Genomic DNA, 26,074 nt, shown 5'->3' on the forward strand with positions numbered 1-26,074 from the left:
CCGCTTAATAGTGCATTAAGCGGCTTATAGACTTTATGTTGTACTTATCGTTTTTTCAACGACCCAGCCGAAAAGGTGACAAACTCTTCTGCGCTGGTAGGATGAACGCCAACGGTGCTATCAAAATGCGCTTTGGTTGCCCCTGCCTTAATAGCAATGCCCAAACCTTGAATGATTTCGCCCGCATAATCACCGACCATATGCGCCCCTAGAACCTTATCCGTGCTGCGATCAACTACTAGCTTCATAAAGCTGCGCTCTTGAGCGCCCGAAAGCGTGTGCTTCATTGCACGAAAATCCGTCTGGTATACATCAATTTCATGGCCCCTTTTATCCGCTTCTTGTTCAGATAAACCAACAGTGCCAATCGGTGGCTGCGAGAACACTGCCGTCGGGATATTATCGTAATCAAAATTGGGCTCAATCCCATCAAACCAATACCCAATCAGCGCCATCGCTTCTTTAATCGCAACAGGGGTAAGTTGAACTCGATCCGTTACATCACCAATGGCATACACAGAATCCACCGAGCTTTGGTAACGATCATTGACAATGATGGCACCATTTTTAGCTGTTTCTATCCCCACTGCGTCTAAGTTTAACGAGCTTGTATTAGGAACACGTCCTGTTGCATACAAGACTTCATCGAACATCAGGACACGGCCGTCTTTTAGAGTTACTTGTTTCTGGCCATCTTTAGCTTCAATCTTTTCAACATCGCTGTTTAATTCGACATTCACACCTGCTCGAGTGTATTCATTTGAAGCGAAATTACGAACATCTTCATCGAAACCACGCAACAATTTGTCACCACGGTACATCAGCGTTGTTTCGACACCTAAACCATTACAGATACCAGCAAACTCAACCGCAATATAGCCGCCGCCCACCACTAAAATGGACTTTGGCAGTTTTTCTAGGAAAAACATGTCATCGGAGACAAGAACAAGGTCATTGCCAGAGAACTCTGGCACAAATGGTTTCGCGCCAACAGCAATCAAAATTCGTTCAGCCGTTATCAGCTCATCTCCAACTTTGACGGTATGCGCATCGACTAGCTCACCATAACCTTGATGAATCGTTACACCAGGATTTTCTAACAAATTTTTATAAATTCCGTTCAGGCGCTCGATCTCTTTGGTTTTGTTATCGCGTAAGGTTGCCCAATCGAAAGCAGGCTTCTCAAAACTCCAACCATAACCTTTTGCCTGCTCTGTAACGTGACTAAATTCCGAACCATAGACAAACAGTTTTTTGGGAACACAGCCTATATTGACACAAGTTCCACCTAAGGCTTGGGATTCAGCAACGCCCACTTTAAACCCTTTTGAGGCAGCAACTCGACTGGCACGCACACCGCCTGAACCAGCACCGATGACAAATAGGTCATATTGATATTCCATTGTTAATACCTTTGTAAAGTAATGTATATTGGTTAAGTTGGGCTGAATGCCACCAATTTCAATAGTTGGGCAACAAGAGCGCCACTAGTTCCAAAAAGTTAATATTGTCAATACGACTTTAATCTGTAACTATTCAAAAAATTAATAGCTTGGTCTGGATTGCCTTAAAAATGAAAGTAGTATCCTTCAATATAAATGGATTGCGTGCACGGCCTCATCAAATAGAGGAATTAGTTGCTACACAACAGCCTGACATCATTGGTTTACAAGAAATCAAAGTTCATGATGAAGCATTTCCACACGAAATTCCTGAATCAGTTGGGTACCACGCTTATCACTTTGGACAAAAGTCACATTATGGCGTTGCTATTTTTAGTAAGCAGCCTGCAACAAAAGTGGAATATGGATTCCCTACTGATGATGAAGAAGCTCAACGCCGTATGATCATCGCCACGTTCGATACTGAGTCTGGGCCTTTAAAAGTGATCAATGGCTATTTCCCTCAGGGTGAAAATAGAGATCACGAGACGAAGTTCCCTGCGAAGCGAAAGTTCTACCAAGACCTGATGAATTATCTGGAGCAACACACTGCAGATGAACAGATCGTTGTCATGGGGGACTTTAATATTTCAGCACAAGATAATGATATTGGTATTGGCGAACAAAATGCTAAACGCTGGTTAAGAACGGGAAAATGTAGCTTTTTGCCGGAAGAACGAGAGTGGTTTGATAAGCTACTAAATTGGGGATTAATTGACACTTATCGTTACCATAACCCAACAGATAATTCATTATTTAGCTGGTTTGACTATCGCTCAAAAGGTTTTGATGATTCACCAAAGAGGGGCCTTCGCATTGATGGTGTTCTGGCAACAGAGCCATTGATAAAGCGTCTTTTAACAACGGGAATTGATTACCACATACGGAGCCAGGAAAAGCCATCCGATCACGCTCCTATATGGGCAGATTTTAATATTTGATGATGCTTTTTTAATCAGCTGCATTAGACTGAGGGATAAGACGCTATCCTACTGCTTGTACGTAGACTACCCCCAGTTTTATCCACAATGAATGTGGATTGTTTATTTCACAATGAGGATTTGCTATAAAAGCAAGACTCATTCGCATTAATTTTTATAAATACATAACGAAAATACACCATGACACAATCAGAACTAGCTATTAAAAGTATGCTCGAACGCGCCAGTGAAGCATCAGGCTTTTTAAAAGCGCTGAGCAATGAAAACAGACTTATTATCCTATGTAACTTACTACAGGATGAATTATCTGTTGGAGCGTTGAATGAGCGCGTACTGTTGAGTCAATCAGCATTATCACAACACTTAGCAGTATTAAGAAAAGACGGTTTAGTCGCAACCCGACGAGACTCGCAAACCATCTTTTACTCAATTGCTGACCCTCGAGTTAAACAATTAATACAAACTCTTCATGACTTGTTTTGTGCAGAATGACCGTAAAATTTACTGAGTTTGCTAGCAAGCCAGCTGGGTTGCTCAAGCGGGAGCATATGCCCGCTTTGAGCCACCACATTCACTTGGACATTTGTTAGATTACTCAACTCTTTCAACCTTCCAGGCGATAAAAACTGATCTGATAAACCAGCCAAGACCAACCATTCCACTCTGGAAGATTGAATAGAATCAAGATTATCACGCCTATCCAATGTCGCCTGAAGTTGAGCTACGAAAGCCTCCTGCCCTAAAGCCTTGTCCATTTCAGAAATAATTTGTATCAGTTCAGAGCAGCTTTGGTGTTCAGGTGATAACATTTGTCGTGCCTTTTTGCTAGGAATGCCGCGATAGCCTGCTTTTAACACCCACTCCAAAGCTTGCTGTCGCTGTATTTTTTCAGCTTCAGGCAACTTAGTACCGACATTTGAAATCAATACCGCAGACTTCAACATATCGGGCCTCTTTCTCGCTATTTCAGTTAGCAAATAGCCACCTAGTGAAAATCCAATATAATGAGAAGCTTCCTTTGGAAGCCTAGCTATCAGACTATCGACCAATTCATCTAGGTCACCTTCAATAGGCAATTCGACATCATGTAATTTTATGTTTTGGGGTAAAAACGGCTTAATAAATTGCCAAAGCCGTCCATCACACATGGTTCCTGGTAAACAGTAAACTTCAGTCATATCATTGTGGAACTCTAAACTCAAAAGGACCCTGCCTTACTCTCTGGTAACTCGCAAAACGAGGTAAACCTTTAGAAGTAAGACCTTGGTAACGAAAAGTAATAAATGAGCCAATTAGCGGCGGCTGCGCACGGTCTTGATCTGAAAATCCAGTACCAATCTTAAAACGTTTACCATCGGCTAATTCGACCATCAGCGCACCGAGCTGACCAGAATATTTCCCCTGCCCCGGCACATGGTCAACCACTTTGGCTTCTGCATCTTGGTACTTTTTCACTTTCAACAGTGCATCAGATCGCCCTGAACGAAAAAGCGCTGTTTTCCTATGCAACATAAGACCTTCAGCCCCTAGCGACACCATCGTGTCCAACTGGTCGTAGAGTTGCTCAGCTGAATCAACAGTGAATTGATCGACTGCTTGAATATAAGCGCTCTCTGAATCGCTCACCAATGCTTGATAACGTTTTACCCTTTGCTCAAACGTTGAAACATTATCTGGCGCATCAAACACCATGTAGCGGATCTTTCGCCATTGCTCATGATTGGGAATAGCATCTAGCACTGTATTTTGAACTGCACCGAATTGATTTCTTCCCGCCCACAATTCACCGTCTAACCACACTTTTGGCCAACCTGACACAAACCAATCGGGTGGATTAAGCTGTTGCCCTTGACGAGTTCGTAAAACTTCGCCATCCCAGATGCCCCGTATACCATCCAGTTTTTCACTCACAAGATAGTTTTGTACATCCTCACCATCATATCGGGTTGCCAGCTGCACTTCCTGAGCATTAGCCAACGTAATAAACGCAAATAACCAAGTAGCGACACACCATTTCATAAGACCTCCTTGTCTTTTTATCGTGCCATAAAAAAGCCCAAGCGTTAGGCTTGGGCTTTCTGAACAGATCTGATTAGTTCGACATCTGAACGATCAGTTTATTCATACGAGAAACAAACGTCGCTGGGTCATCCAATTGACCGCCTTCTGCTAATGTTGCTTGTTCGTATAGAAGCCAAGCCATATCTGCAAAGCGATCTTCATCTGCCTCTGCATCCATCTTCTGAACGATTGGGTGATCAGGGTTCACTTCTAATGATGGCTTAGATTCTGGCAGTTGTTGACCTGCTTGCTCCAACAAACGACGCATCTGTAGACCCATATCAAACTCCCCGACCACTAGACATGCTGGCGAGTTTGTTAAACGGTCTGTGCTGTTCACTGAAGTCACTTTTTCCTCAAGAACAGACTTCATACGATCAAGCAATGGCTTCATTTGCTCAGCCTTTTGCTCTTTCTCTTTCTTCTGCTCTTCAGATTCTTCTACTTCGATGTCTAATTTGCCTTTGGTGACGTCTTGGAAAGACTTACCATCAAACTCACGCAGTGACGACATCATCCATTCATCGATGCGATCACTTAGCAGCAACACTTCATAGCCTTTTTTACGCAACACTTCTAAGTGCGGGCTATTTTTCGCTGTATTATGGTTTTCAGCGTAGATGTAGTAGATCTTGTCTTGGTCTTCTGCCATGCGCTCAACGTAGTCTTTCAGAGACTCAGTTTGCGCGGCATTGTCTGTATGCGTTGTACTAAAGCGTAATAGTTCAGCAATCTTATCTTTGTTACCAAAATCATCTGCTGGACCTTCTTTAAGCACGTTACCAAACTCATCCCAGAACTTCTGGTAAGTTTCCGCATCATTTTTCGCCATTTTCGAAAGCATGTCTAGCACACGTTTCGTCAGTGCAGAACGCATCGAATCAACTGCGTTATCGTTTTGAAGAATCTCACGGGAAACGTTCAAAGACAGATCATTTGAGTCGATCACACCTTTTACGAAACGCATGTATGGAGGGAGGAAGGCTTCCGCATCGTCCATAATAAATACGCGCTGTACGTATAGCTTCAAGCCACGCAACATATCGCGGTTCCAAAGATCTTGCGGCGCTTTGGCTGGAATGTACAGTAGGCTTGTGTATTCAAGCTTACCTTCAACCTTGTTGTGCGACCATTTTAGTGGCTCTTGGAAATCATGAGACACATGCTTGTAGAATTCTTTGTATTCTTCGTCACTTACTTCGTTGCGAGGACGCGTCCAAAGTGCTTTGGCTGAGTTAACCGCTTCCCAAGTTGGTTCCGTCTCACTTGTTTCTTTGACATTGCCCTCTTCATCGTACTCAGGCATTGGTACTTTAAGCATTTCAACTGGAATGGAAATGTGGTCTGAGTATTTTGATACCAGTGAACGCAAACGCCAATTATCTGCAAACTCTCTACCATCTTCTTTAAGATGTAGAGTAATGCTTGTACCACGAGAAGCTTTATCGATCGCTTCGATTGTGAATTCGCCGGTGCCTTCTGACTCCCAACGAATTGCTTCTTCGCTGCCAGCACGACGTGTTTCAACGGTAACTTTGTCGGCTACGATAAACGCAGAGTAGAAACCTACACCAAACTGACCAATCAATTGGCTATCTTTCTTCTGATCACCACTTAGCTGCTCAAGGAACTGAGCGGTGCCTGACTTTGCAATGGTACCTAGGTTTGAGATCGCTTCATCGCGATTCATACCGATACCGTTGTCATCGATAGTAATCGTGCCGGCATCCGCATCAAAGCCAATGCGTACACGTAGATTTGGATCGTCAGACAATAGATCTGCGTTAGATACTGCCTCAAAACGTAATTTGTCTACAGCGTCTGATGCGTTAGAGATCAACTCGCGCAGAAAGATTTCTTTGTTTGAATACAAAGAGTGGATCATTAAATGAAGCAGTTGTTTTACTTCAGTTTGAAATCCTAAGGTTTCTTTTTGAGTTTCAGTTGTCATGTTTCTCCATGCTCCTTCGTTACAACACACGCGCAAACGCGCTTAACTTTATGATGTTTAACGATATGGAGGCATGGAAAAATAATTCAAGGCAAAAATTAGCGTTTATGAATAATTGTAAAACCATCGCCAATCGGGAGCAGGCTAGAATCGACTTCTTGGTCTTGATGAACGCGGTCATTTAATTCACGTACGATGCGCGTATCTTTGTCATCAAAGGCCTCGTCCGCCACATTGCCCCACCACAGGGTATTATCAATCACCATACAACCACCTTGGCATAACAACTGTTTCCCTATGTCGTAGTAAGCCAGTAGATTGGCTTTGTCGGCATCAACAAAGATAAAGTCAAAAGTCCCCTTTTGGTCTGTTAACAATTCTTCCATGGACGCTTTTGCGTCGCAGCAGCGAGTTTCTACTCGTTCAGAAAGACCAGCCATCTCGATGTGCTTATTAGCGATATCGAGCCACATTTGTTTTTTATCAAAGGCCAGTAGTTTCGCATCTTTCGCAAGTTTTAGGCCCATCGAAATAGTACTGTAGCCCGTGAATACACCAACCTCCAAAACCTTTTTAGGGTTCTGCATCGCAATGAGTAGGCCTAAAAACTGCCCGACTTCAGGAGAAAGCGCCATACGTGCCATATGATATTGAGCCGTCTCACGGCGTAAGGCTTCAAGCACAGGGTGCTCATTAACAGAGTGGTTGATCAAATAACTGTATAAACGATCATCCACCTTCACCGTACGGTTAACTGGTGGATTATCATCTGACACTTGTTTTGGGAAATTAGGAAGCATGGGATTTAATAACAAGTCCACGACTTAGTGTTTTAAATGTTTTAGAGCGAAACTCTCGGCGATAAAGAACTGCAACAACCATTAAGCTCGTGGCCATACAAAAATAAGGCCCTAAGAACCAAGCAGAAAAAGCCATAGCAAAATAATATGCTCTCAGACCATAGTTAAATTGGTTAGCAGCTAAGCTACAGACCTTTGCCATGTGCATGGCATACAACTCACGCTCACTCTCTTCAATGCCTCGTTCGGTTGCCAATGGCGCACTACCTACTAACACTGAACAGAAGTTGTACTGACGTACAGACCAAGTGAACGTGAAAAACGCATAAACGAAAATAAGAACCAAAACGATGATTTTCAGCTCCCACTCCGTTTGACTCATGGGCTCCAGAAAATAAAAGTCATTAATAATGCCCATGGCCTGTTCTGAATAGCTAAAGGCGGTGAAAAGGCCAGCGATGATTAGCAAACTACTGGAAGCGAAGAACAAACTACTGCGTTCAAGGTTAGCCATAACCGAGGCATCAGCGATACGGTTATCTCGTCTCAACAGACGGGACATCCAAGCTAGACGGAATTGATGCAGCACACTTACCAAGCAGGTTCGGCGCTTGGAGTTGTAGAGTGCATAAAATGCATACCCCCACCAGCAACCAAAAAAAATAATTAAAGTAATGATATTGATCGGTTCAAACAACTGAGCAAGTGAATGCGGTTCCATGATGCTTAGATTAAGCCTTATCGTGTGATGGGGTGGTACCGCCATTATATCTGAATAAACACTAAAACCAGCCTAAAGACATGACTTTTTTGTTATTTTTTTGAACAAAAAAGGCTACTTCTAAAACATTCCAAACAGATAGTGAAATAAATTTGATCAATCGAGCAAAGTAAAAATTGACCATTGTCATTTTTTAATGAATCAAGCTATGCTGAGAACATAGAGATTTTGGAGAACGCTGTTATGTTCCGTTTGTATATGACCTTACTACTGATACCTTTGGTAATGCTTTTCAGCATCACCGTTAAGGCTTCTAGTGATGGTCTTGCTTTCGGAAAAATCAAAGGTGATTTGATTGAGAGTTCGTACGAACTTCCTTCAGCAGAAGTTGCTCCTGATATTGACCATGCATTGACATCCAAGGAACAAGTTCCTGTCAATGACGTCACCTTATACATCATTCCTCAACATAACTGCTTTGCAGAAGTCGATCTAAATCGTTTTGTTTATTGTAGAGCGCCACCCATCTTGTCGTAGCACACAGAACATTCTTTTTTTAATACGAACAAGGTGAAATCTCATGAAAACTCTTACTTACGCAACAACAAAAGACATTAACGAACTTACTTGGCCAAATATTGAAGAAAACGTTGGCCTATACACTTCAGCTCTTCGTGTTTTAACGGATTTTAAAACCGTTAGCCCGCGTCTCATTGAGCCTACGGTACGAGCAGATATCTTAGCTGACATTATGAAAAAAGAGCATGTCAGAATGAAGCTTGTGGTCGATAGCCAGAATCACTTCTTAGGTGTGGTAAGTTTAGAAGACCTATCTGACGAAGCGTTTGTCAAACGTGTAGCCGAAGGGTATGTACGTAGTGAACTACTAACGATTGATTTGATGCGCCCTAAAGAAGAGCTTTTGGCAGTGTCTTATAAATCATTAAGTAATAGCGATATTGAGTCTTTGATTTTTAGTCAGAAAAACAATCACTACCAACACCTGTTGGTCGTAGATGAATCTGATATGTCAATTCGTGGTTTAGTATCTGCTAATGACATCGTTCGCCAGTTACAACTAAACATTGATGTTTCGACTTCAACCAGTTTTGCGAAACTGAATGACATTTTGGAACATGAATATGCAGACAGTAAACGTCTACGCGTAGCTTAGTAGATATTAAAAGGCCAGCTATTTTCAGCTGGCCTTTTTTTGTACCCAATAAAAATACAGCTCGCCATCTTGCTCAGCTTTTAGAAGAGGATGCCCGAGAAAATTACAAAACTTAGGAATATCTCGTTCTGTTGACGGGTCAGTAGCGGTAATCTTTACCACTTCACCAGGCTTCATTTTTCTAACAACGCCATGCAGCATCATCACTGGCTCAGGGCAATATAACCCTTGGGTGTCCAACTCTTGTTGGTGTTCAATCACTGTAACTCCTTATGAATTAGTCTCATGGTTTGCAATAAAGTCTGCCGAAACCTTTGCCAATTCTTTAATTACTAACACTTGCGACCGATTATAACGCTTTAATACATGAAAATCGTGATCCGCACCTTCAATCCAATGTAATTTTACATTGCTAGGTAACACTTGGTTTGTAACCCACTCAACGGCCCCTAGACTATCGCGTGTACCTTGACACACCAAGTAAGGCACACCATTAGAATTCTGAAGGTTTTCTAGCCGGTGCTTATCTTCTTTCTTCGCTGGGTAAAATGGAAAACCCAAGGCGACACAGACCTTTACATCATGCGTTTGACAAAGCTCTGCAATGATACGACCTCCCATGGATTTACCAATCAATACCACCGGGGCCTGTGCATCAATACTCTCCCCTACTTCCGTCACTAATTTAGGTAAACGAGGCGGCGGTCGCTTCTTTCCTGTTTTTTCAATCTCCTTCATATAACTCAATGTAATAGGAGTTACCGTAGCATTTAAAAGGACTTCTAACTCGTGTTTAAAAGCTTGTAAAAAGACGCTCTCATGACCCGCACCTGCGCCATGTAATAAATAAACATTGGACATATCGACTGAAAACGTTGCTCTGTGACAAGGAATGCCCACAAAGCAAACTAGGCTCCTGTTATTTGAAATGTGAAAAGACTTAGAATCAATTTCGCTAGTTTACCGCTGTTGGATTGATAAGGAAGGCCCAACTGCTACGTCATCTTGCATCGCAGCACCCAGCCCTCCGCTCAAGAAAACAGTATTGTCTTTTAATAAGGTCTATCACTCAACGTGGTTTGTGGAAGAAACTATGAGCACAGCTTTTGATCACCCAACATACAACTATCGAGTGGTGCGCGCATTCACCATTATGACGGTGGTATGGGGCGTAGTAGGCATGGCTATCGGCGTATTGATTGCGTCACAATTGGTATGGCCAGACCTACTTGCTAACATACCTTACCTACATTTTGGACGTTTACGCCCACTACACACTAACGCAGTCATCTTCGGATTTGGTGGTTCTGCATTATTTGCCACCTCTTACTATGTCGTGCAACGTACGACGCAGGCGAGGTTATTTTCAGACGTATTATCTGGCTTCACATTCTGGGGCTGGCAAATCATTATTGTCGCCGCTGCAATAACGCTACCTCTTGGTTACACACAAACCAAAGAGTATGCAGAATTAGAGTGGCCAATCGATATTCTGATTACATTAGTTTGGGTGGCTTACGCTATCAACTTCTTTGGTACCGTTGCCAAACGTAAGATGAAACACATTTACGTGGCCAACTGGTTCTATGGTGCATTCATTATTACTGTTGCTGTACTTCACCTAGGTAACAGTGCAGTAGTACCTGTCAGTGCAATGAAGTCATATTCAGTTTACTCTGGCGCTGCAGATGCCATGGTACAGTGGTGGTACGGACACAACGCTGTGGGCTTCTTCCTAACGGCAGGCTTCCTTGGGATGATGTATTACTTCGTACCAAAACAAGCGGGACGCCCTGTTTTCTCTTACCGCCTATCGATTGTTCACTTCTGGGCATTGATTTCATTATACATTTGGGCAGGTCCACACCACCTTCACTACACTGCTCTACCTAACTGGACACAAAGTCTAGGTATGGTGATGTCTTTGATCCTGTTGGCACCGTCTTGGGGTGGCATGATCAACGGTGTAATGACGCTTTCAGGTGCTTGGCACAAATTACGTCATGACCCAATTCTTCGTTTCCTAGTCGTCTCGCTATCTTTCTACGGTATGTCGACTTTCGAAGGCCCGATGATGTCTATCAAGACAGTTAACGCCTTATCTCACTACACCGACTGGACTGTAGGTCACGTACATGCTGGTGCACTGGGATGGGTAGCAATGGTTAGTATTGGCTCTGTTTACCATCTTTTGCCTGCTGTATTAGGCATGAAACCTGGTCAAATGTATTCAAGCCGTCTAATCAATGTTCACTTCTGGTTAGCAACTATTGGTACTGTATTGTACATCGCTTCTATGTGGGTGAACGGTATCATGCAAGGTCTAATGTGGCGTGCCTTCAATAATGATGGATCGTTGACATACAGTTTCGTTGAAGCCGTTGACGCAAGTTACCCAGGTTGGTTTGTACGTGTCCTAGGTGGCGCCATCTTCCTACTTGGCATGTTGCTAATGTCTTACAACGCTTGGATGACTGTTCGTCAGGCAAAAGGCAATGAAGCAGCAAACTTCCAAGCCGACACTCAAGCAGCATAGGGGTTTAAAACATGCGCCATGAAGTAATTGAAAAAAATATGGGGCTAATGATCATCCTTATCGTCGTAGCAATCAGCTTCGGCGCTTTGGTTGAGATCATCCCTCTATTCTTTATGAAACAAACAACTCAGCCAGTTGAGAATCTACGACCTCTCACTGCGCTAGAGCTAGAAGGTCGAGACATTTACCAGCGTGAAGGCTGCTTGAGCTGCCATACTCAGATGATCCGCCCTTTCCGTGCAGAGACAGAACGTTACGGTCCGTACAGTGTTGCTGGTGAGTCCGTCTATGATCACCCATTCTTATGGGGATCTAAGCGTACTGGACCTGATTTGGCACGAGTAGGTCAACGTTACAGTGACGAATGGCATCGTGCCCATTTGTATAACCCTCGTGATGTCGTACCTGAGTCTAATATGCCAGGCTTCCCTTGGTTGTTTGAGAACAAAATCGACGGAAACGACACTGCCAACAAAATGTCAGCTTTACGAATGGTAGGCGTCCCTTACACGGATGAGCAAATTGCCAACGCAAAAACTGACGTACGCGGTGAACGTGAAATTGATGCTCTTGTTGCCTACCTGCAGCAGCTGGGCACAGTGATAGAACGATAGGGCCTAAACATGGACATTAACACGCTCAGAGCACTTGCAACCCCCATCGCCTTTGTTGCTTTTATTGCAATTATCGCATGGACGTTTAGCAAAGGACGTAAAAAAGGCTTCGAAGAAGCCGCAAATTTGCCTTTTGCAGACGATGACGATGTAAGTGATGTACAGCGCAAGTCATCCGTGGAGAAGAATACAAATGAATGAATTAACGTCTTTCTGGAGCGGCTGGATCATCGTGATTTCGCTTGGCTCTATTCTAGGTAGTTTTGTGCTACTTAGCATTGTTCGTAAAGGGCAACGCTTTAATTCAGAAACTACTCAAACTGTAGGGCATGAATTTGATGGCATTGAAGAGTACGACAATCCCCTGCCACGTTGGTGGTACTGGATGTTTGTCTTGACCGTCATTTTTGCGCTTGGCTACTTAACACTTTACCCAGGTCTTGGGAACTTCAAAGGCGTATTAGGCTGGTCTCAAGAGTCCGCTTACGATCGTGAAGTTGCTAAAGCTGAGGCTGAGTTTGGCCCAATGTTTGCGCAGTTCTCTCAAACACCCATTGAAGAGTTAGCGCAAAATGATCAGGCAATGCGAATCGGTCAACGTTTGTTTGCAAATAACTGCGCTCAATGTCACGGTTCTGCAGCAACTGGCAGCTACGGCTTCCCTAACCTGACAGACAATGATTGGCTGTATGGCGGTGATGCCGCTGCAATCTCGCAAACCATTCTTAATGGTAGGATAGCAGCCATGCCTGCATGGGGTGCCATCTTAGGAGAAGATGGTATTCACAACGTTTCTCAGTATGTACTCAGCTTAAGTGGCCGAGAGTCAGATGCTCAAGCTGCTCAACAAGGCCAACAACTATACAATACTAACTGTATTGCTTGTCATGGCGCTGAGGCGAAGGGCAATCACCTGTTCGGCGCTCCGAACTTAACTGATAATATCTGGCTTTACGGCGGTAGTGAGCAGCAAATCATGCAAACTATACGTAACGGTCGTAACGGGCAGATGCCTGCATGGGAAGGCATTCTAGGTAAAGACAAAGCACACGTTGTTGCTGGCTACGTTTACAGCCTATCAAATCAGTAAATCTCTGATGTGTATCAAAAGGGTGTGACCGAAAGGCGCACCCTTTTTTTATCAAAAATTGTAATATTAGCTAGTACTTAAGCAGCCTACATAGGTTAAGGAAAGCACAATGAGTGAGAAGATACCTGTCCAACAAGTCGAGCCGGAAGTCGTTGAGTTTGACTTATATGAGAAACGCAAGAAGATTTACACTCGTGCAGTTTCAGGTTTTTTTCAAAAGATTCGAACCCGTGTTCTTTGGGTTTTAATGCTTGGTTATTTCCTAACACCTTGGATTAACTGGCATGACCGTCAAGGCGTTCTGTTCGATCTACCAGCCCGACAATTCCACATATTTGGCGTAACATTTTTCCCCCAAGACTTTTTCTTGCTTGCGTGGATTTTGATTATATGTGCTTTTGGGTTGTTTTTTGTCACCACTCTTTTTGGTCGAGTTTGGTGTGGGTATACATGCCCGCAAACTGTTTGGACCATGGTTTTCATGTGGATTGAAGAGAAGACTGAGGGTTCTCGCAACGCCCGTATGAAGCTAGACAAATCACCTATGTCTAAGAGCAAATTCATTAAGAAGTTTAATAAACACTCTTTATGGGTTCTTTTTGGCTGGTTAACAGGCTTAACGTTTGTCGGATATTTCACGCCTATCCGTGAGTTGCTAATTGATTTATTTACCTTTAGCGCACATCCTTGGGCATATTTTTGGGTGGCGCTTTTTACTGGAGCTACTTACTTGTTTGCTGGCTGGATGAGGGAACAAGTATGTACATATATGTGCCCTTATGCTCGCTTTCAGGCCGTCATGTTTGATCCGGACACCTTAGTTATTTCATATGACTATAACCGAGGGGAATCCCGTGGCCCTCGTAAACGCTCAGCCGACCCAAAAGCCGAAGGTTTAGGTGACTGCATTGACTGTAACTTATGTGTACACGTCTGCCCTGCTGGCATCGACATTCGAGACGGTCTTCAGTATCAATGTATTGGCTGTGCACTTTGTGTGGATGCATGTGACTCAGTTATGGATAAGATGGGTTATGACAGAGGCCTAGTCAGCTACACAACAGAACGCCGTTTAGAAGGTGAAAACTCACATATAATGCGACCAAAGGTGGTTGGTTACGCACTATGTATGCTAGTCGTCATCACTGCCTTTATGTATTTTGCAGGAGATCGTGAGGCGCTTGGCCTAGATGTTATTCGAGATCGAAATAAACTATTTAATCAAACGCCAAGCGGGATGATTGAGAATATATACACTATCAAAGTGATCAACATGGACCAAACCAGCCATAAATTCGAAATCTCTGTCAGCGGGTTGGACAATATGACTATGATAGGCAGGAAAACCGTCACTGCCAATGCAGGCGAAGTTCGATCAGTGCCATTTTCTATCCAGGTTCCACCTACAGCGCTAACGGAGCAAAGAAATACTATTTTCTTCAAAGTCCAGTCTTTAGACCCAAATTATGAAGCAGAAAAGATAACTGAAAGTCGATTTATTGGTCCTGTATCAAAATAATTAACTATAAGCGGTGATAATATCACCGCTTATCTTATTTTTGGTTGGAGAACCTGTATGTCGTCTACTGCTGCTCCGGTTTGGTATAAGCAATTTTGGCCTTGGTTTATTATCAGTATTCCATTGTCATCTGTTCTTGTTGCGGTTGTTCAAATTTATGCTGCGCTTCACTCTTCAAGCGATTTAGTAAAAGATGATTACTACAAGGAAGGCTTAGCGATTAATCAAGTTATTACGAAACGAGAAACGGCAAAATCATTGGCAATCAAAGCCCACTTGCGCATGGACAATGTGACTGGGGAACTGCTATTAAACACAGAACATGCAACAGCACCACAACTCACCGCTTTATTCGCCCATGCTGCACTATCAAGTAAAGACTTTAGCATTATTCTCAAAAAGGTGAGCCCCAATGAATATAGAGCTCAATTAGAGAAACCTCTTAGCGGTATTTGGAACGTTTATCTTGAATCACCCAACGGCTGGCAGCTTAACGGCCGAGTGAACAGTGACATTCATGACCACCTAAACTTCAATTTATGAATAAGTTATGTTTCCACTGTGGGGATCCAATCCCCACAGACCTTCATATTCATAGTCAGCTTCAAAATGAGACTCGTGAATTTTGTTGTTACGGCTGTCAGGCTATAGCAGAGCATATCTGCGGAGCTGATTTAGCGCTCTATTACGAGCGTAGAGAGATGGACCTTGCAAAAAGAGCAACATCTGATTCATCCGCTATTTTTGATTTATTAAAAGACCCTTCTCTTTACAACGAGTATGTTTTTCAAGAGTCTAATCTGCACAGTATTCAACTTTCCATTTCTGGCATAACTTGCTCCGCTTGTGCTTGGTTAATCGAGAAGCATTTAGCAAACCAAGTTGGTGTCGTCAGTATTAGCGTTAACGTGAGTGAATCCTTAGCTTCATTGACTTGGGACTCTAATGAAACGGATATACATATCCTTGCCCAAGCATTTCAAACAATAGGCTACAGTGCCCAGCCTCACCGCCATGGTGAGCAGGATCTTGTCCAAAAAAACGAGCGTAAAAAAGCCATCATAAGACTTGGAATAGCGGGTGTCGGCATGATGCAAGTCATGATGAGCGCAATTGCAATGTATGCCGGTGACCTTCAGGGCATGGAAGACGCCTATCGTCATTTGTTACGCTGGATCAGCTTCCTTTTTGCAACCCCTGTTGTCATCTATGCTGGACTGCCTTTCTATAAAGGCGCTATCAGAGATATTAAAACACGCCATTTCACAATGGACTTACCGGTCTCATTAGGTGTCTTACTATCATATGGCTCCAGTGTTCTCGCTTTCTATACAGAGTCTGGACATGTTTACTTTGATTCAGCAACCATGTTCATTTTCTTTTTACTCTTAGGGCGATTTTTAGAAACATTAGCGCGATCAAATCAGAATAGTCAGCAAACTAAGCACTCCCTTGAACCAGTCAAAGTTATTCGTGATGGGATAGAAACAACAGTTCCGACACAAAAGCTAGCCGTAGGTGACATTGCAATCATCAACCCCGGACAAACCATTCCGGTTGATGGCACCCTGTTAAGTGAACTGACGAATGTCGATGAATCCAGCCTAACAGGTGAATACAGCCCTGTAGAAAAAAACAAGGGCGATGCCTTACATGCACAGACTGTAAACGTTGACCAGAAAATTCAATTACGGGTAAAACAAGTTGGGCAAAACACGCAAGCAGCAACCATCTCACGAATTACTGAACGCGCTTTGAGTGAAAAGCCGCGGGTTGCAATCATTGCTGATACAGTTGCCCACTACTTTGTATTAGCTGTTTTGCTCACCGCAACGATTACTTATGGATTCTGGACTGTTATGGGTGAAGCAGAAGCATATTGGATTATGGTGAGCGTACTCGTTGTCACCTGCCCCTGTGCATTATCTCTTGCAACCCCCGTTGCATTAACAGCGATGACAAATACATTGAAACGCCACGGCCTATTAATCACAAGAGGCCATGTTATAGAATCGCTCGCTCAAACCAAACAAATTGTGTTTGATAAAACGGGAACACTCACACAAGGTAAGTTTTCCATTATTAATCAAAAGAACTTTTCAAATGAGCATTCTGCTGATGTTATTTTAAGTATCATGAGTGGGCTTGAACAAAACTCTCAACACCCTATTGCTCAAGCGTTTCGACCTATCCAACCTGCCGCCGTACTAGAAATACAGAACATAACTAGCCTTGGCGTTTCTGGTTTTTTCAATGGTAAGGAATTTTTCTTTGGCAATTTGGCTTTAATGACAAAAATAGGCCTCCAACAAGATGCTGCACTTCATGTAGAGAATGGCAAGCTGGCACTTTTTCTAGCATGTGAGCAGCAACTAATCTCAGTCATCTACTTATCAGATGTTCTAAGACCAGAAGCGGAGTCAGTGCTGAGGACACTCAGAAAAAACGGTATTCGCTTAAGTCTACTGACAGGAGATACTCGATCTTCTGCCTTGAGCACGCTACCTGTATCTTGGTTTGATGACTATGAAACGGATTGTCTTCCTGACCAAAAATGGCAATGGTTAAAACAACAAGGACAAACAGAAGTTCTTATGGTGGGAGATGGCTTAAACGATGTCCCAGCTTTAGCTGGAGCAACCACATCTCTTGCGATGGGAGCGAGTTCAGATTTAGCGAAACTGCACTCTGATGCTGTTTTGTTAAACAATCATCTCAGAACGATTCCAGAAGCTATCGAGGGGGCAAAACAATGTCGAAGAATCATCAAACAAAATTTATGCTGGGCTGCTGGCTATAACGCAACATTACTTCCGTTAGCTGTTGCAGGTTTAATACCTCCGTGGGTTGCAGCCATTGGTATGGCTTTAAGTTCTCTAATTGTTGTTTTGAATGCTTCAAGACTAAATACGTTATAGGAAATACATAATGGAAAGCCTTTTTTTACTCATTCCTATTGCCGGTATTTTTGTTGTCATTGCCGTTATCATCTTTATTTGGGCGGTCAAGGGTGATCAATTTGATGACTTAAACCGCGAGGGTGAACGTATCCTTTTTGACGATGACGAGACGGATACAAAGAAGTGATCTCGATATTTTTTAGTGGTTTAGTCATTGGGTTGGCAGGTGCAGGTCATTGCTTAGGCATGTGCGGCGGGTTAGCTTCAATGCTATCAATGGGTGGAAACAGTAAACCTAGCTGGCTAATCTTCTACAATATTGGCCGTGGATTTTCATACATAACTTTTACAGTCATTATATCCAGCGCTTTATATTTTGGGCTGACAGAATATTATACTGAGGCCATGGAACCTCTCCGCACAATTGCAGGCATCATTCTGATTTTGATGGGGTTGTATATATGTGGCGCATCAAAGCTTATCCTAAAGATAGAGAAAAGTGGCCGCTTCATTTGGCAGTGGGTACAACCGCTTGCTAAATCTTTTCTACCCATCCAATCTTCGAAGCAAGCATTTGTAGCGGGAATGCTGTGGGGCTGGCTACCTTGCGGATTGGTCTACTCTACCGTCCTGTGGTCTGTATCATTAGGCTCTGTCACCTTATCAATGGCAGCGATTTTAGGGTTTGTTATCGGTACAATGCCAAGCATGTTTTTGGCCGGAATGTTTAGCCAGCAAATTAAAAATGCATGGAATAGATATCACCTAAAATGGATTTTTGGGCTCAGCATCATCCTCTACGGCGCTTACAGTATTCCTATCGTAAAAAATCTGCTTTCTTCAATTGGATAATCTCAACAATTGATCTATATCAGCAAGCTAAAAACATAGAAGAGTAAACTTCCTATTAGAATTTTTAATAGGACATGCTTTTATGCTTTGGGACTCCCAACTTATCCAAAAATACAACCTTGCGGGGCCGCGCTACACGTCTTACCCAACTGCGCCTCAGTTCTCAACAGATGTTAGCAAGATGGAATTGATCGGTAAGATGCTGGAGCCTTCTCGTTCGCCACTTAGCCTGTATTTCCACGTGCCTTTTTGTGCACATCTTTGCTATTACTGTGCTTGCAATAAGATCGTTACAAAGCAATATGATAAAGGCACTGAATATGTTGAGCTTTTAGGCGAAGAAATGCGTCTTCGAGCACTGATGATAGATCAAAGCCGACCTGTTACTCAGTTACATTTTGGTGGTGGCACACCGACTTTTTTAAGTGAAGAAAACCTAGAAAAGCTTTTTTCTAGAATTCACGATCTTTTTAATCTTGTTACAGATGGTAGCCAAGATTTCAGCATTGAAATTGATCCTAGGGAAGTAAGCAGAACTAAATTAGAAGTTTTGCATAAATTAGGGTTTAATAGAGTCAGTTTAGGTATTCAAGATTTCGATGCAGAGGTTCAGAAGGCGATACACCGTATTCAACCACTCGATCTAGTAGATAGCGTTGTTGGGGATGTCCGTGACTTAGGATTTAACTCCATAAACTTTGACTTGATATATGGATTACCGAAGCAAACATTAGAAGGCTTTGAAAAGACACTTAAGCAAGTCATTGAGCTATCTCCTGATCGTATCTCAGTGTTTAACTATGCACATTTACCACAAAGGTTCGCGCCACAACGACGTATCTTAGATGAAGATCTTCCGACGCCCGACCAAAAATTGGCATTACTTAAGCTAAGCATCGATACATTAACGGAAGCAGGTTACGTTTACATTGGCATGGATCATTTTGCTAAGCCCGAAGACTCTTTGACAAAAGCTCAACGAGAAGGACATTTACAGCGCAATTTCCAAGGTTACACCACACATGCAGAAACAGATCTTTTAGCATTTGGTGTCTCTGCGATTAGCCAAGTAAGTAACGCATATTTCCAGAATCATACAGATCTTTCGTTGTACCAAAATAGCATCGAAAATGGGCAGCTTGCGATTATGAAGGGCTATTTGAGCAACCAAGATGACCGTATTCGTCATTCTGTCATCATGCAGCTTTTATGTCATAACTCACTAAGTAGTAAAAATATAGAACGCGACTTTAGTATTAACTTCCGTGAGTATTTTGAGAAAGAACTAGCTTCTTTAAAAGAGCTAGAGGAAGATGGCGTTATAAACGTCTATTATAAAAATGATCAAGTTGTTCTCGAAATAACAGAAGTAGGAAGATTGCTTGTGCGCTGCGTGTGCATGGCATTTGATAAGTACCTTACTAATAACAACAGTTTTTCAAAAGTTATCTAATTACCCGATCGAGCTCAGGGAGAGTACAAATGGCAATTTCAAACTCAAACAATCGCTTCAGCAGCAAGTTGACTTCTCAATGTCAAAACTGCAGTTTAAGCGCTCTTTGTTTACCTATTGCATTAGCAGATGAAGACGTTAACCGCCTTGACCAAATTATTGAACGTAAGCGCCCATTAAAGAAAGGCGAATTACTATTTCATCAAGGTGAAGAGTTTGATTCAGTATTTGCTGTTCGCACGGGTACACTCAAAACGTTCAACATTACAAACTCAGGTGAAGAACAAATTACTGGTTTCTACTGCCCTAGTGAGTTAGTTGGCTTAAGCGGTATTGATGAAAATCATTACCCTGTGTCTGCCAAGGCATTGGAAACCACCACAGTATGTGAGATCCCTTTTTCGCATTTAGAACAACTGTCTTCACAAATCCCTTCGCTTAAACATCAGCTATTTCGTCTAATGAGCCGTAAGATCTGTGATGATCAACAAATGATGGTTTTACTAGGTAAGAAAAATGCCGATGAAAAAGTAGCGTCTTTTTTGCTGAACCTATCGCATCGTTTTAAAAAGCGTGGCTACTCTGCAACCGCATTCCGCTTATCTATGTCTAGAGGTGAAATCGGCAATTACCTTGGTTTAGCAGTAGAAACCGTTAGCCGTGTTATGACCCGTTTTCAGAAAAACGGCTTGATTGATGTGGATGGCAAAGAAATTTCGATCATTGATATGGCTGAGATGGAGAAACTTGTCGGCGCATCTTCAGAATGTGCTAACATTGAGCATGTTTAATTAACCAGTTAGTTAAGGTTTTACCTATGCTTTTTGATGACTTTTACTTTAAGTCTCTGATTCGTACCGTTGAAGATTGGCCAAAGCCAGGCATTAGCTTTCGAGATATCACGCCAATTTTCAGCAATCCCAAAGGGATGCGCATGGTGGTTGATGCCTATGTGCATCGTTACATTGATAGTGATATTACTCACATTGCTTGTATCGATGCGCGAGGCTTCTTAATTGCTTCAGTTCTGGCGTACGAGTTACGCAAACCTTTGGTACTTGTACGAAAAAAAGGCAAGTTACCTGGTAAAACTATTTCGCAATCCTACGATTTAGAGTACGGCAGCGCCGAGCTAGAAATTCAAGAAGATGCGGTTCATGAAGGCGCTCAGGTTTTGTTATTTGACGATTTGATTGCCACTGGTGGTACTCTAATTGCTGCAATGAGCCTGCTGAAACAACAAGGTGCAACCATCAAAGAAGTAGCGGCCATCATTGATTTACCGGATCTAGGCGGAAGCACAAAAATACAGGATTTAGATATTCCTGTGTTTTCACTTTGTGCGTTTGAAGGCGAATAACATTAGACGTGTTGGCAACATTTTTTTGAGTATTAAAAAAGGTGGCAGTTGCCACCTTTTTTGACTCTAAGTCTTAGACATTACTAAAAAGTGGTTGCAACACCAATAGCAACACCCTTGTTCATATCAACGTCACCGTATCGGTCTAAATCTACAGTTGTCATACCGTAACGCAAAAACACACGAGCATTTCTCAAGGTTCGGTATTCACCACGAACTTCCGCTTGATACAGGCTATCAATGTTTTGGAAAGACAGAACCTTTGGTGCGTAGTATAAAGAACCTAAAACACTAAAGCGGTTCGCTTTTGGGAAGGTATAGCGGTAAAAACCACCCAAAGCAACGGCTGTACCAGCGTTATCAACACTGTATTCTGTGTCGACTGCAAGCAGACGCATACCTAAACCAATTTGAACAGGGTAATCTTTTGCTGTATCGATATCTTCGATATGCGCACCGATATAACCGTACTTACCATCATCAGAATGGTACATGCCACCAAAATCGAAGAAATAGCGGTCTTGATCTAAACTAACATCAATTTTAACAGCATCGTTGGAAAGGCTGCCTTCAACATTCGTTTCAGCAAGTGCTTGCACAGAGACAGCAGCGCCCAATACAAGAGGTAAAAGTTTCTTCATTGACATACAGCTTCCTTAAAATTAAAGCGATATAACGTTTAAGCGTTTCATTGCTTCTTCAGATTGTTTAAGACCCTTAAAGTCAAACAACTCGGTGTCCGCCAAATGAGACGGCACTACGTTTTGGACTGCAGAGAACATAGTATCCAAACGCCCTGGGTATTGCTTTTCCCAACCTTGAAGCATTTCTTTCACTACCTGACGTTGTAGATTCTCCTGAGAGCCACAAAGATTGCAAGGAATGATTGGGAAAGACTTCAGTAAAGAATATTGTTCAATGTCAGATTCCTTACAAAAAGCCAAAGGACGAATAACCACGTGCTTACCATCGTCACTCAAAAGTTTAGGTGGCATCGACTTCAATTTACCACCAAAGAACATATTCAAAAACATAGTTTCTAAAATGTCATCACGGTGGTGCCCCAAAGCAATTTTGGTTGCGCCAATTTCTTCAGCAAAGCCGTACAGCGAACCACGACGTAAGCGTGAGCATAAGCCACAGGTTGTTTTACCTTCTGGCACGACTTCTTTAACGATACTGTAGGTATCTTTTTCAAGAATGTGGTAGTTCACACCAAGGCCTGATAAATACTCAGGCAAAACATGCTCAGGGAATCCTGGCTGCTTCTGGTCTAAATTAACCGCCACGATTTCAAAATTAATCGGCGCACTCTTTTGCAGATTACATAAGATATCCAGCATGGTGTAGGAGTCTTTACCACCAGACAAGCACACCATGACTTTATCGCCATCTTCAATCATATTGAATTCTGCAATGGCTTGGCCAGTTAGGCGGCGCAGGCGCTTTTGCAGTTTATTCAGTTCAAGCTTTTCTTTTCGATCGATCTCAGAAGTCATTCTAAATTACCATAAAACAGATGGCGGGTATCTTACTACAAGCAGTGTTTGGAAACATCCCATCAAGTTCGCAACAAAACAATAAATCGCTTAGAGATTAGCGATCTGTTTCACAAAGGTTAGCTGACTGCCGCACTGACGACAAAGATACTGACTGCCGCGTTTCACACGCCCATGACGATGAGCAGTGAATTCATGAGTTCGACACTGACACCGGTATTCAAACAGGTTCTTTGCTTTCGGCACTTCAAAGTCATGGGTTCGCGAGGCTTCTACATTGAAAATATGCTCCATCACTGCCACCCACTCTTTCCCGTGAGGCCTGACTTTACTGCCATAAACCTGATGCACCACGATATGTGCCACCTCGTGAGGAACCACTTCTTCGATAAAGCGCTCCACATCTTGGGATAACATAAATAGATTAAAACGCATTTCATTGCGCTGTAGATAGGCCGTACCGGCACTGCGGCCACGTTGCCTAAAGTTATACGTAGGCATACTTAACTTGATCTGAAAGTAACGCTCTGCTCGGCTCATGCACTCCTGAACCTTCGCAGCAATTCTATTTTTTAGATCGGCCGACAGAACGTTAGACATCCAGCTTCTCACCTACTTGTTCAGTAAATAAATCATTCGCATTAAGCTTACTTAGGATATCTTTACTAAGTCCAGTTAAACGGCTCAATGCAGCGATGGACGTTGGGTTCGATTCGAAAATGGCATGCAGTTGCTTCTCAGTAAGGTAATCAGCAGCTCGATTGGCCACACTCCATTGTAATAACTTTTGCCAGCTCCCTGTAGGCTTCTCCGACTCCTGCGTGTCTTTGAGTGCTGGGTAAAACCAATCTGTTGTCGTTAACAGTTGCACTTCAGATCTTAATAACGCTCGACATTCTTCGCCTAACCCAACAGAAAAAGGCGATAAACTTTGAATAAATAGGTAGCCCTTTGCTAGCAATATACGAACCACCGATTTCCACTGAATTTCATCCAAAGCCGTACCCGCGCCAAACAATGTATGAGTCTCTAAACGGTAATTCAAAACTTGCTTTGTACGCTTGCCCATTAATACTTGAATCAAGGCAGCAAACGGCACCACCCCTTTAGTATGATGCACTAGGCTTAAGAGTTTCTGCGCTGCGATAGTTACGTTATGTTGCTTGCTAGTTGAACGACATCGGTCGCACACACCACAAGGAGCCTTTGGCGTCTCTGAAAAAGCCTCTAACAGTACATTTTGGCGGCAACTCATATGCTCCAGGCAGGACATCAAACGCCAGAACTCCTCTTCTATTTGTTCTTGATGAACAAACTGCCAAGTCTGCATGACGTCTTGTAGGCCATAAAATAGTAACGCCTGAGCGACACGGCCATCACGGCCTGCCCGCCCTACCTCCTGAACATAGTTCTCTAGCGACAAAGGTAAGTCCATATGCACTACGAAGCGAACGTGGTCCAAATCAACCCCCATGCCATAGGCCGTGGTCGCCACCAATACCTGTACCTTGCCTTTTGCAAAGCATTGATGAGCCATTTCTCTAGAATCTGAATCCATGCTGGCATGATAGCAGGTCGCCGATACCCCTTGGCTAGTGAGCCAACGGGCTAACTCTTCGGATTTGGACCGGGCACGACAATAAACGATCCCCGGCTGAGCCATGGCATCTTTCATCAAGAAAGAAAGCAACTGCTGCTTAGCGCGCTTTTTTTGTGAGACTTTAAGCTGGATATTAGGACGACTGATACTCTCACGAACAATTCTCGGGGAATGTAGGCCCAGCGCATTCGCTATCGCTTGTTCTTTATTGGGCAACAGAGTACCTGTTAGCGCAATGATAGGCGCATCAGGAAATACCGTTTTCAAACAACCAAGCTGCGCGTATTCTGGGCGAAAGTTACGCCCCCAACGTAGAATACAGTGCGCCTCATCCACCGCAATGCAAGCAATCGGTACATCTTCTAATAACCCCATCACGCTCGACTGCAGAAGCTTTTCCGGCGACATGTACAATATTTCAACGTCGTTATGACGCAAACGCCAATACAGATCATTTTGCTCCGCGCCATTTTGCGTGGAGTTTAAAAACTCTGCTTTGATCCCAAGCCCCTGAAGCGTCTCTACTTGCTGCTGCATAATCGCAATCAAAGGACTGATTACTAAACCAACCCCTTCGCTTGCCAAAGACGCCACTTGATAAATAGCCGATTTACCTGCTCCGGTTGGCAACAATGCCAAAACATCCTCACCTTCTGTCACCGCACGTACACACGCTTCTTGTGAACCAATAAAAGATGAGTAACCCAAACGCTGAAGGGCATGCTCGAGCGTAGGATTTATTCGCTCTAGAGAGTCGTTTTTAACGGGTTTGCTCATGGTTTTTTACAACTGATGTGTTTAAACTGTGTCGCGTATATTGAATAGGATCACTTAAATGCAACACCAACCTCTTGATGACTTAGAATTAGAAGAGCTCGAAAACTTTCTTGATTCCGATGCCGTCCACGAAGACTGCCAAAACTTTGTGATGGCACATGGCTTCCTAACCGCTCTTGCTATTTGTCCAGAGCCACCAGCAGCGTCTCAATGGTTACCGCTTGTTTTCGAAGAAACGCCTAATTTTACCTCTGATAAAGAACAAAAGCACATCGAGAATTTAATAGTGCGTTTGGCATCTGATATTCAAAAGGAATTAGAGTCCGAAGATGACTTCTTAGTCCCTTGTGAAATCGAAGTAAGCAGCGACCCAAATGAGTTGAGTGAGCTTGAAGAATGGGCGTCAGGTTTCATGGAAGGTGTATTCTTCACGGAACGCAGCTGGTTTGAAACCGAAAAAGAGGAAGAAGTGGCCGAACTTCTGCTGCCATTTATGGTGGCATCTGGTTTGTTTGAAGACGAAGAAGTGCAACAAATTCGTGAAAGCGAAAAGCTCACCAAATCTTGTATCGAGCAAATCCCTCAGTTAGTGACAGACTTATTTCTTGTTCTGCGCACAGAGCCGGAGAAAAAGCCAAACAAACCAAAACCACAACAACGCGGCCCTAAAGGTGGCAAAGGTTCTAATAAAGGTAAAGGCGGCAAGAAGCATTAATCTTTGTTCAGCATAAAAAAAGCCGCATCACTGGATGCGGCTATCAAGTGGGGGAACCGATTTCGCATC

The 26,074-nt window shown here is 43.1% G+C and carries 29 protein-coding genes; 17 read left to right on the forward strand and 12 right to left on the reverse strand.

The window, feature by feature from the left end; genetic code table 11:
* Positions 1–44 precede the first annotated feature (44 nt).
* Positions 45–1,403: a glutathione-disulfide reductase gene (gorA, locus tag JHD44_RS02230; RefSeq protein ID WP_199460663.1), complete on the reverse strand. Its 1,359-nt coding sequence runs from the start codon at positions 1,401–1,403 to the stop codon at positions 45–47.
* A 170-nt stretch (positions 1,404–1,573) separates the two neighbouring features.
* On the opposite strand from gorA, the gene xthA reads away from it, so the two are divergent.
* Both xthA and JHD44_RS02240 read left to right on the forward strand, forming a co-directional pair.
* On the forward strand, positions 1,574–2,383 hold the full coding sequence (gene xthA, locus JHD44_RS02235) for an exodeoxyribonuclease III (protein ID WP_199460665.1): 810 nt from the start codon (positions 1,574–1,576) through the stop codon (positions 2,381–2,383).
* Positions 2,384–2,563: 180 nt separating this feature from the next.
* Complete coding sequence (locus tag JHD44_RS02240) at positions 2,564–2,875, forward strand: ArsR/SmtB family transcription factor (RefSeq protein ID WP_199460667.1); 312 nt, start codon at positions 2,564–2,566, stop codon at positions 2,873–2,875.
* On the opposite strand, the gene JHD44_RS02245 is transcribed toward JHD44_RS02240, so the two are convergent.
* The 5 genes from JHD44_RS02245 to JHD44_RS02265 all read right to left on the reverse strand — a co-directional run bounded on the left by JHD44_RS02245 (position 2,851) and on the right by JHD44_RS02265 (position 7,916).
* On the reverse strand, positions 2,851–3,561 hold the full coding sequence (locus JHD44_RS02245; RefSeq protein WP_199460669.1) for an alpha/beta fold hydrolase: 711 nt from the start codon (positions 3,559–3,561) through the stop codon (positions 2,851–2,853). The two genes, JHD44_RS02240 and JHD44_RS02245, sit on opposite strands and share 25 nt — an antisense overlap.
* Before the next feature lies 1 nt (position 3,562).
* Positions 3,563–4,402, reverse strand: coding sequence for a DNA ligase (locus JHD44_RS02250; protein ID WP_199460671.1), 840 nt, complete (start codon positions 4,400–4,402; stop codon positions 3,563–3,565).
* Between the two features lie 73 nt (positions 4,403–4,475).
* Positions 4,476–6,395, reverse strand: a complete 1,920-nt coding sequence (gene htpG, locus JHD44_RS02255) for a molecular chaperone HtpG (protein ID WP_199460674.1) — start codon at positions 6,393–6,395, stop codon at positions 4,476–4,478.
* A 98-nt stretch (positions 6,396–6,493) separates the two neighbouring features.
* A complete protein-coding gene (locus JHD44_RS02260; protein WP_199460676.1) occupies positions 6,494–7,195 on the reverse strand; it encodes an O-methyltransferase in 702 nt (233 codons plus the stop codon).
* On the reverse strand, positions 7,185–7,916 hold the full coding sequence (locus tag JHD44_RS02265; protein ID WP_199460678.1) for a DUF599 domain-containing protein: 732 nt from the start codon (positions 7,914–7,916) through the stop codon (positions 7,185–7,187). The genes JHD44_RS02260 and JHD44_RS02265 overlap by 11 nt, the downstream gene beginning before the upstream one ends.
* A 243-nt stretch (positions 7,917–8,159) precedes the next feature.
* On the opposite strand from JHD44_RS02265, the gene JHD44_RS02270 reads away from it, so the two are divergent.
* Together JHD44_RS02270 and JHD44_RS02275 are read left to right on the forward strand one after the other, a co-directional pair.
* Positions 8,160–8,453 carry a hypothetical protein gene (locus tag JHD44_RS02270; protein WP_199460680.1) on the forward strand — a complete coding sequence of 98 codons (294 nt, stop codon included), beginning with the start codon at positions 8,160–8,162 and terminating at the stop codon, positions 8,451–8,453.
* Positions 8,454–8,496: 43 nt separating this feature from the next.
* Positions 8,497–9,090, forward strand: coding sequence for a CBS domain-containing protein (locus JHD44_RS02275; RefSeq protein ID WP_199460682.1), 594 nt, complete (start codon positions 8,497–8,499; stop codon positions 9,088–9,090).
* A gap of 24 nt (positions 9,091–9,114) precedes the next feature.
* Here JHD44_RS02275 and tusA read toward each other — a convergent pair whose 3' ends face one another.
* Positions 9,115–9,348: a sulfurtransferase TusA gene (tusA, locus tag JHD44_RS02280; RefSeq protein ID WP_199461024.1), complete on the reverse strand. Its 234-nt coding sequence runs from the start codon at positions 9,346–9,348 to the stop codon at positions 9,115–9,117.
* 12 nt (positions 9,349–9,360) lie between these two features.
* Positions 9,361–9,990: an alpha/beta family hydrolase gene (locus JHD44_RS02285; protein WP_199460684.1), complete on the reverse strand. Its 630-nt coding sequence runs from the start codon at positions 9,988–9,990 to the stop codon at positions 9,361–9,363.
* A gap of 193 nt (positions 9,991–10,183) precedes the next feature.
* On the opposite strand from JHD44_RS02285, the gene ccoN reads away from it, so the two are divergent.
* The 12 genes from ccoN to JHD44_RS02345 all read left to right on the forward strand — a co-directional run bounded on the left by ccoN (position 10,184) and on the right by JHD44_RS02345 (position 21,414).
* On the forward strand, positions 10,184–11,626 hold the full coding sequence (ccoN, locus tag JHD44_RS02290) for a cytochrome-c oxidase, cbb3-type subunit I (protein WP_199460686.1): 1,443 nt from the start codon (positions 10,184–10,186) through the stop codon (positions 11,624–11,626).
* Between the two features lie 11 nt (positions 11,627–11,637).
* Entirely contained in the window at positions 11,638–12,240 is a 603-nt protein-coding gene (gene ccoO, locus JHD44_RS02295; protein WP_199460688.1) for a cytochrome-c oxidase, cbb3-type subunit II, read from the forward strand.
* 9 nt (positions 12,241–12,249) lie between these two features.
* Entirely contained in the window at positions 12,250–12,441 is a 192-nt protein-coding gene (locus JHD44_RS02300; protein ID WP_199460690.1) for a cbb3-type cytochrome oxidase subunit 3, read from the forward strand.
* Positions 12,434–13,330, forward strand: a complete 897-nt coding sequence (gene ccoP / locus JHD44_RS02305) for a cytochrome-c oxidase, cbb3-type subunit III (protein WP_199460692.1) — start codon at positions 12,434–12,436, stop codon at positions 13,328–13,330. The genes JHD44_RS02300 and ccoP overlap by 8 nt, the downstream gene beginning before the upstream one ends.
* 109 nt (positions 13,331–13,439) lie before the next feature.
* The gene (gene ccoG / locus JHD44_RS02310; protein WP_199460694.1) at positions 13,440–14,849 is read left to right on the forward strand and encodes a cytochrome c oxidase accessory protein CcoG; all 1,410 of its coding nucleotides are present in this window, start codon (positions 13,440–13,442) and stop codon (positions 14,847–14,849) included.
* A gap of 57 nt (positions 14,850–14,906) precedes the next feature.
* Positions 14,907–15,392: a FixH family protein gene (locus tag JHD44_RS02315; RefSeq protein ID WP_199460696.1), complete on the forward strand. Its 486-nt coding sequence runs from the start codon at positions 14,907–14,909 to the stop codon at positions 15,390–15,392.
* A complete protein-coding gene (locus JHD44_RS02320) occupies positions 15,389–17,767 on the forward strand; it encodes a heavy metal translocating P-type ATPase (RefSeq protein WP_199460697.1) in 2,379 nt (792 codons plus the stop codon). Before JHD44_RS02315 ends, JHD44_RS02320 begins: the two co-directional genes overlap by 4 nt.
* Positions 17,768–17,777: 10 nt before the next feature.
* The gene (ccoS, locus tag JHD44_RS02325; RefSeq protein WP_199460699.1) at positions 17,778–17,936 is read left to right on the forward strand and encodes a cbb3-type cytochrome oxidase assembly protein CcoS; all 159 of its coding nucleotides are present in this window, start codon (positions 17,778–17,780) and stop codon (positions 17,934–17,936) included.
* Positions 17,933–18,601, forward strand: a complete 669-nt coding sequence (locus JHD44_RS02330) for a sulfite exporter TauE/SafE family protein (protein WP_199460701.1) — start codon at positions 17,933–17,935, stop codon at positions 18,599–18,601. The genes ccoS and JHD44_RS02330 overlap by 4 nt, the downstream gene beginning before the upstream one ends.
* 82 nt (positions 18,602–18,683) lie before the next feature.
* Positions 18,684–20,054, forward strand: coding sequence for an oxygen-independent coproporphyrinogen III oxidase (gene hemN, locus JHD44_RS02335; protein WP_199460703.1), 1,371 nt, complete (start codon positions 18,684–18,686; stop codon positions 20,052–20,054).
* A 29-nt stretch (positions 20,055–20,083) separates the two neighbouring features.
* On the forward strand, positions 20,084–20,845 hold the full coding sequence (fnr, locus tag JHD44_RS02340; protein ID WP_199460704.1) for a fumarate/nitrate reduction transcriptional regulator Fnr: 762 nt from the start codon (positions 20,084–20,086) through the stop codon (positions 20,843–20,845).
* Between the two features lie 26 nt (positions 20,846–20,871).
* Entirely contained in the window at positions 20,872–21,414 is a 543-nt protein-coding gene (locus tag JHD44_RS02345) for an adenine phosphoribosyltransferase (protein WP_199460706.1), read from the forward strand.
* An 83-nt stretch (positions 21,415–21,497) separates the two neighbouring features.
* Here the strand turns inward: JHD44_RS02345 and JHD44_RS02350 are convergent, their stop codons facing one another.
* The 4 genes from JHD44_RS02350 to JHD44_RS02365 form a co-directional block, all read right to left on the reverse strand.
* The gene (locus JHD44_RS02350) at positions 21,498–22,055 is read right to left on the reverse strand and encodes a YfaZ family outer membrane protein (protein ID WP_199460708.1); all 558 of its coding nucleotides are present in this window, start codon (positions 22,053–22,055) and stop codon (positions 21,498–21,500) included.
* A gap of 21 nt (positions 22,056–22,076) precedes the next feature.
* On the reverse strand, positions 22,077–22,913 hold the full coding sequence (gene ttcA, locus JHD44_RS02355) for a tRNA 2-thiocytidine(32) synthetase TtcA (protein ID WP_133559973.1): 837 nt from the start codon (positions 22,911–22,913) through the stop codon (positions 22,077–22,079).
* Positions 22,914–23,003: 90 nt separating this feature from the next.
* Positions 23,004–23,513 carry a SprT family zinc-dependent metalloprotease gene (locus JHD44_RS02360; protein ID WP_199460710.1) on the reverse strand — a complete coding sequence of 170 codons (510 nt, stop codon included), beginning with the start codon at positions 23,511–23,513 and terminating at the stop codon, positions 23,004–23,006.
* Positions 23,506–25,290 carry a RecQ family ATP-dependent DNA helicase gene (locus JHD44_RS02365; protein ID WP_199460712.1) on the reverse strand — a complete coding sequence of 595 codons (1,785 nt, stop codon included), beginning with the start codon at positions 25,288–25,290 and terminating at the stop codon, positions 23,506–23,508. Before JHD44_RS02365 ends, JHD44_RS02360 begins: the two co-directional genes overlap by 8 nt.
* 58 nt (positions 25,291–25,348) lie before the next feature.
* Between JHD44_RS02365 and JHD44_RS02370 the strand changes: the two genes are divergently transcribed.
* Entirely contained in the window at positions 25,349–26,005 is a 657-nt protein-coding gene (locus JHD44_RS02370; protein WP_199460714.1) for a YecA family protein, read from the forward strand.
* Positions 26,006–26,074: the final 69 nt, after the last annotated feature.

Source organism: Marinomonas ostreistagni (assembly GCF_016461785.1).
GTDB classification, from domain to species: domain Bacteria; phylum Pseudomonadota; class Gammaproteobacteria; order Pseudomonadales; family Marinomonadaceae; genus Marinomonas; species Marinomonas ostreistagni_A.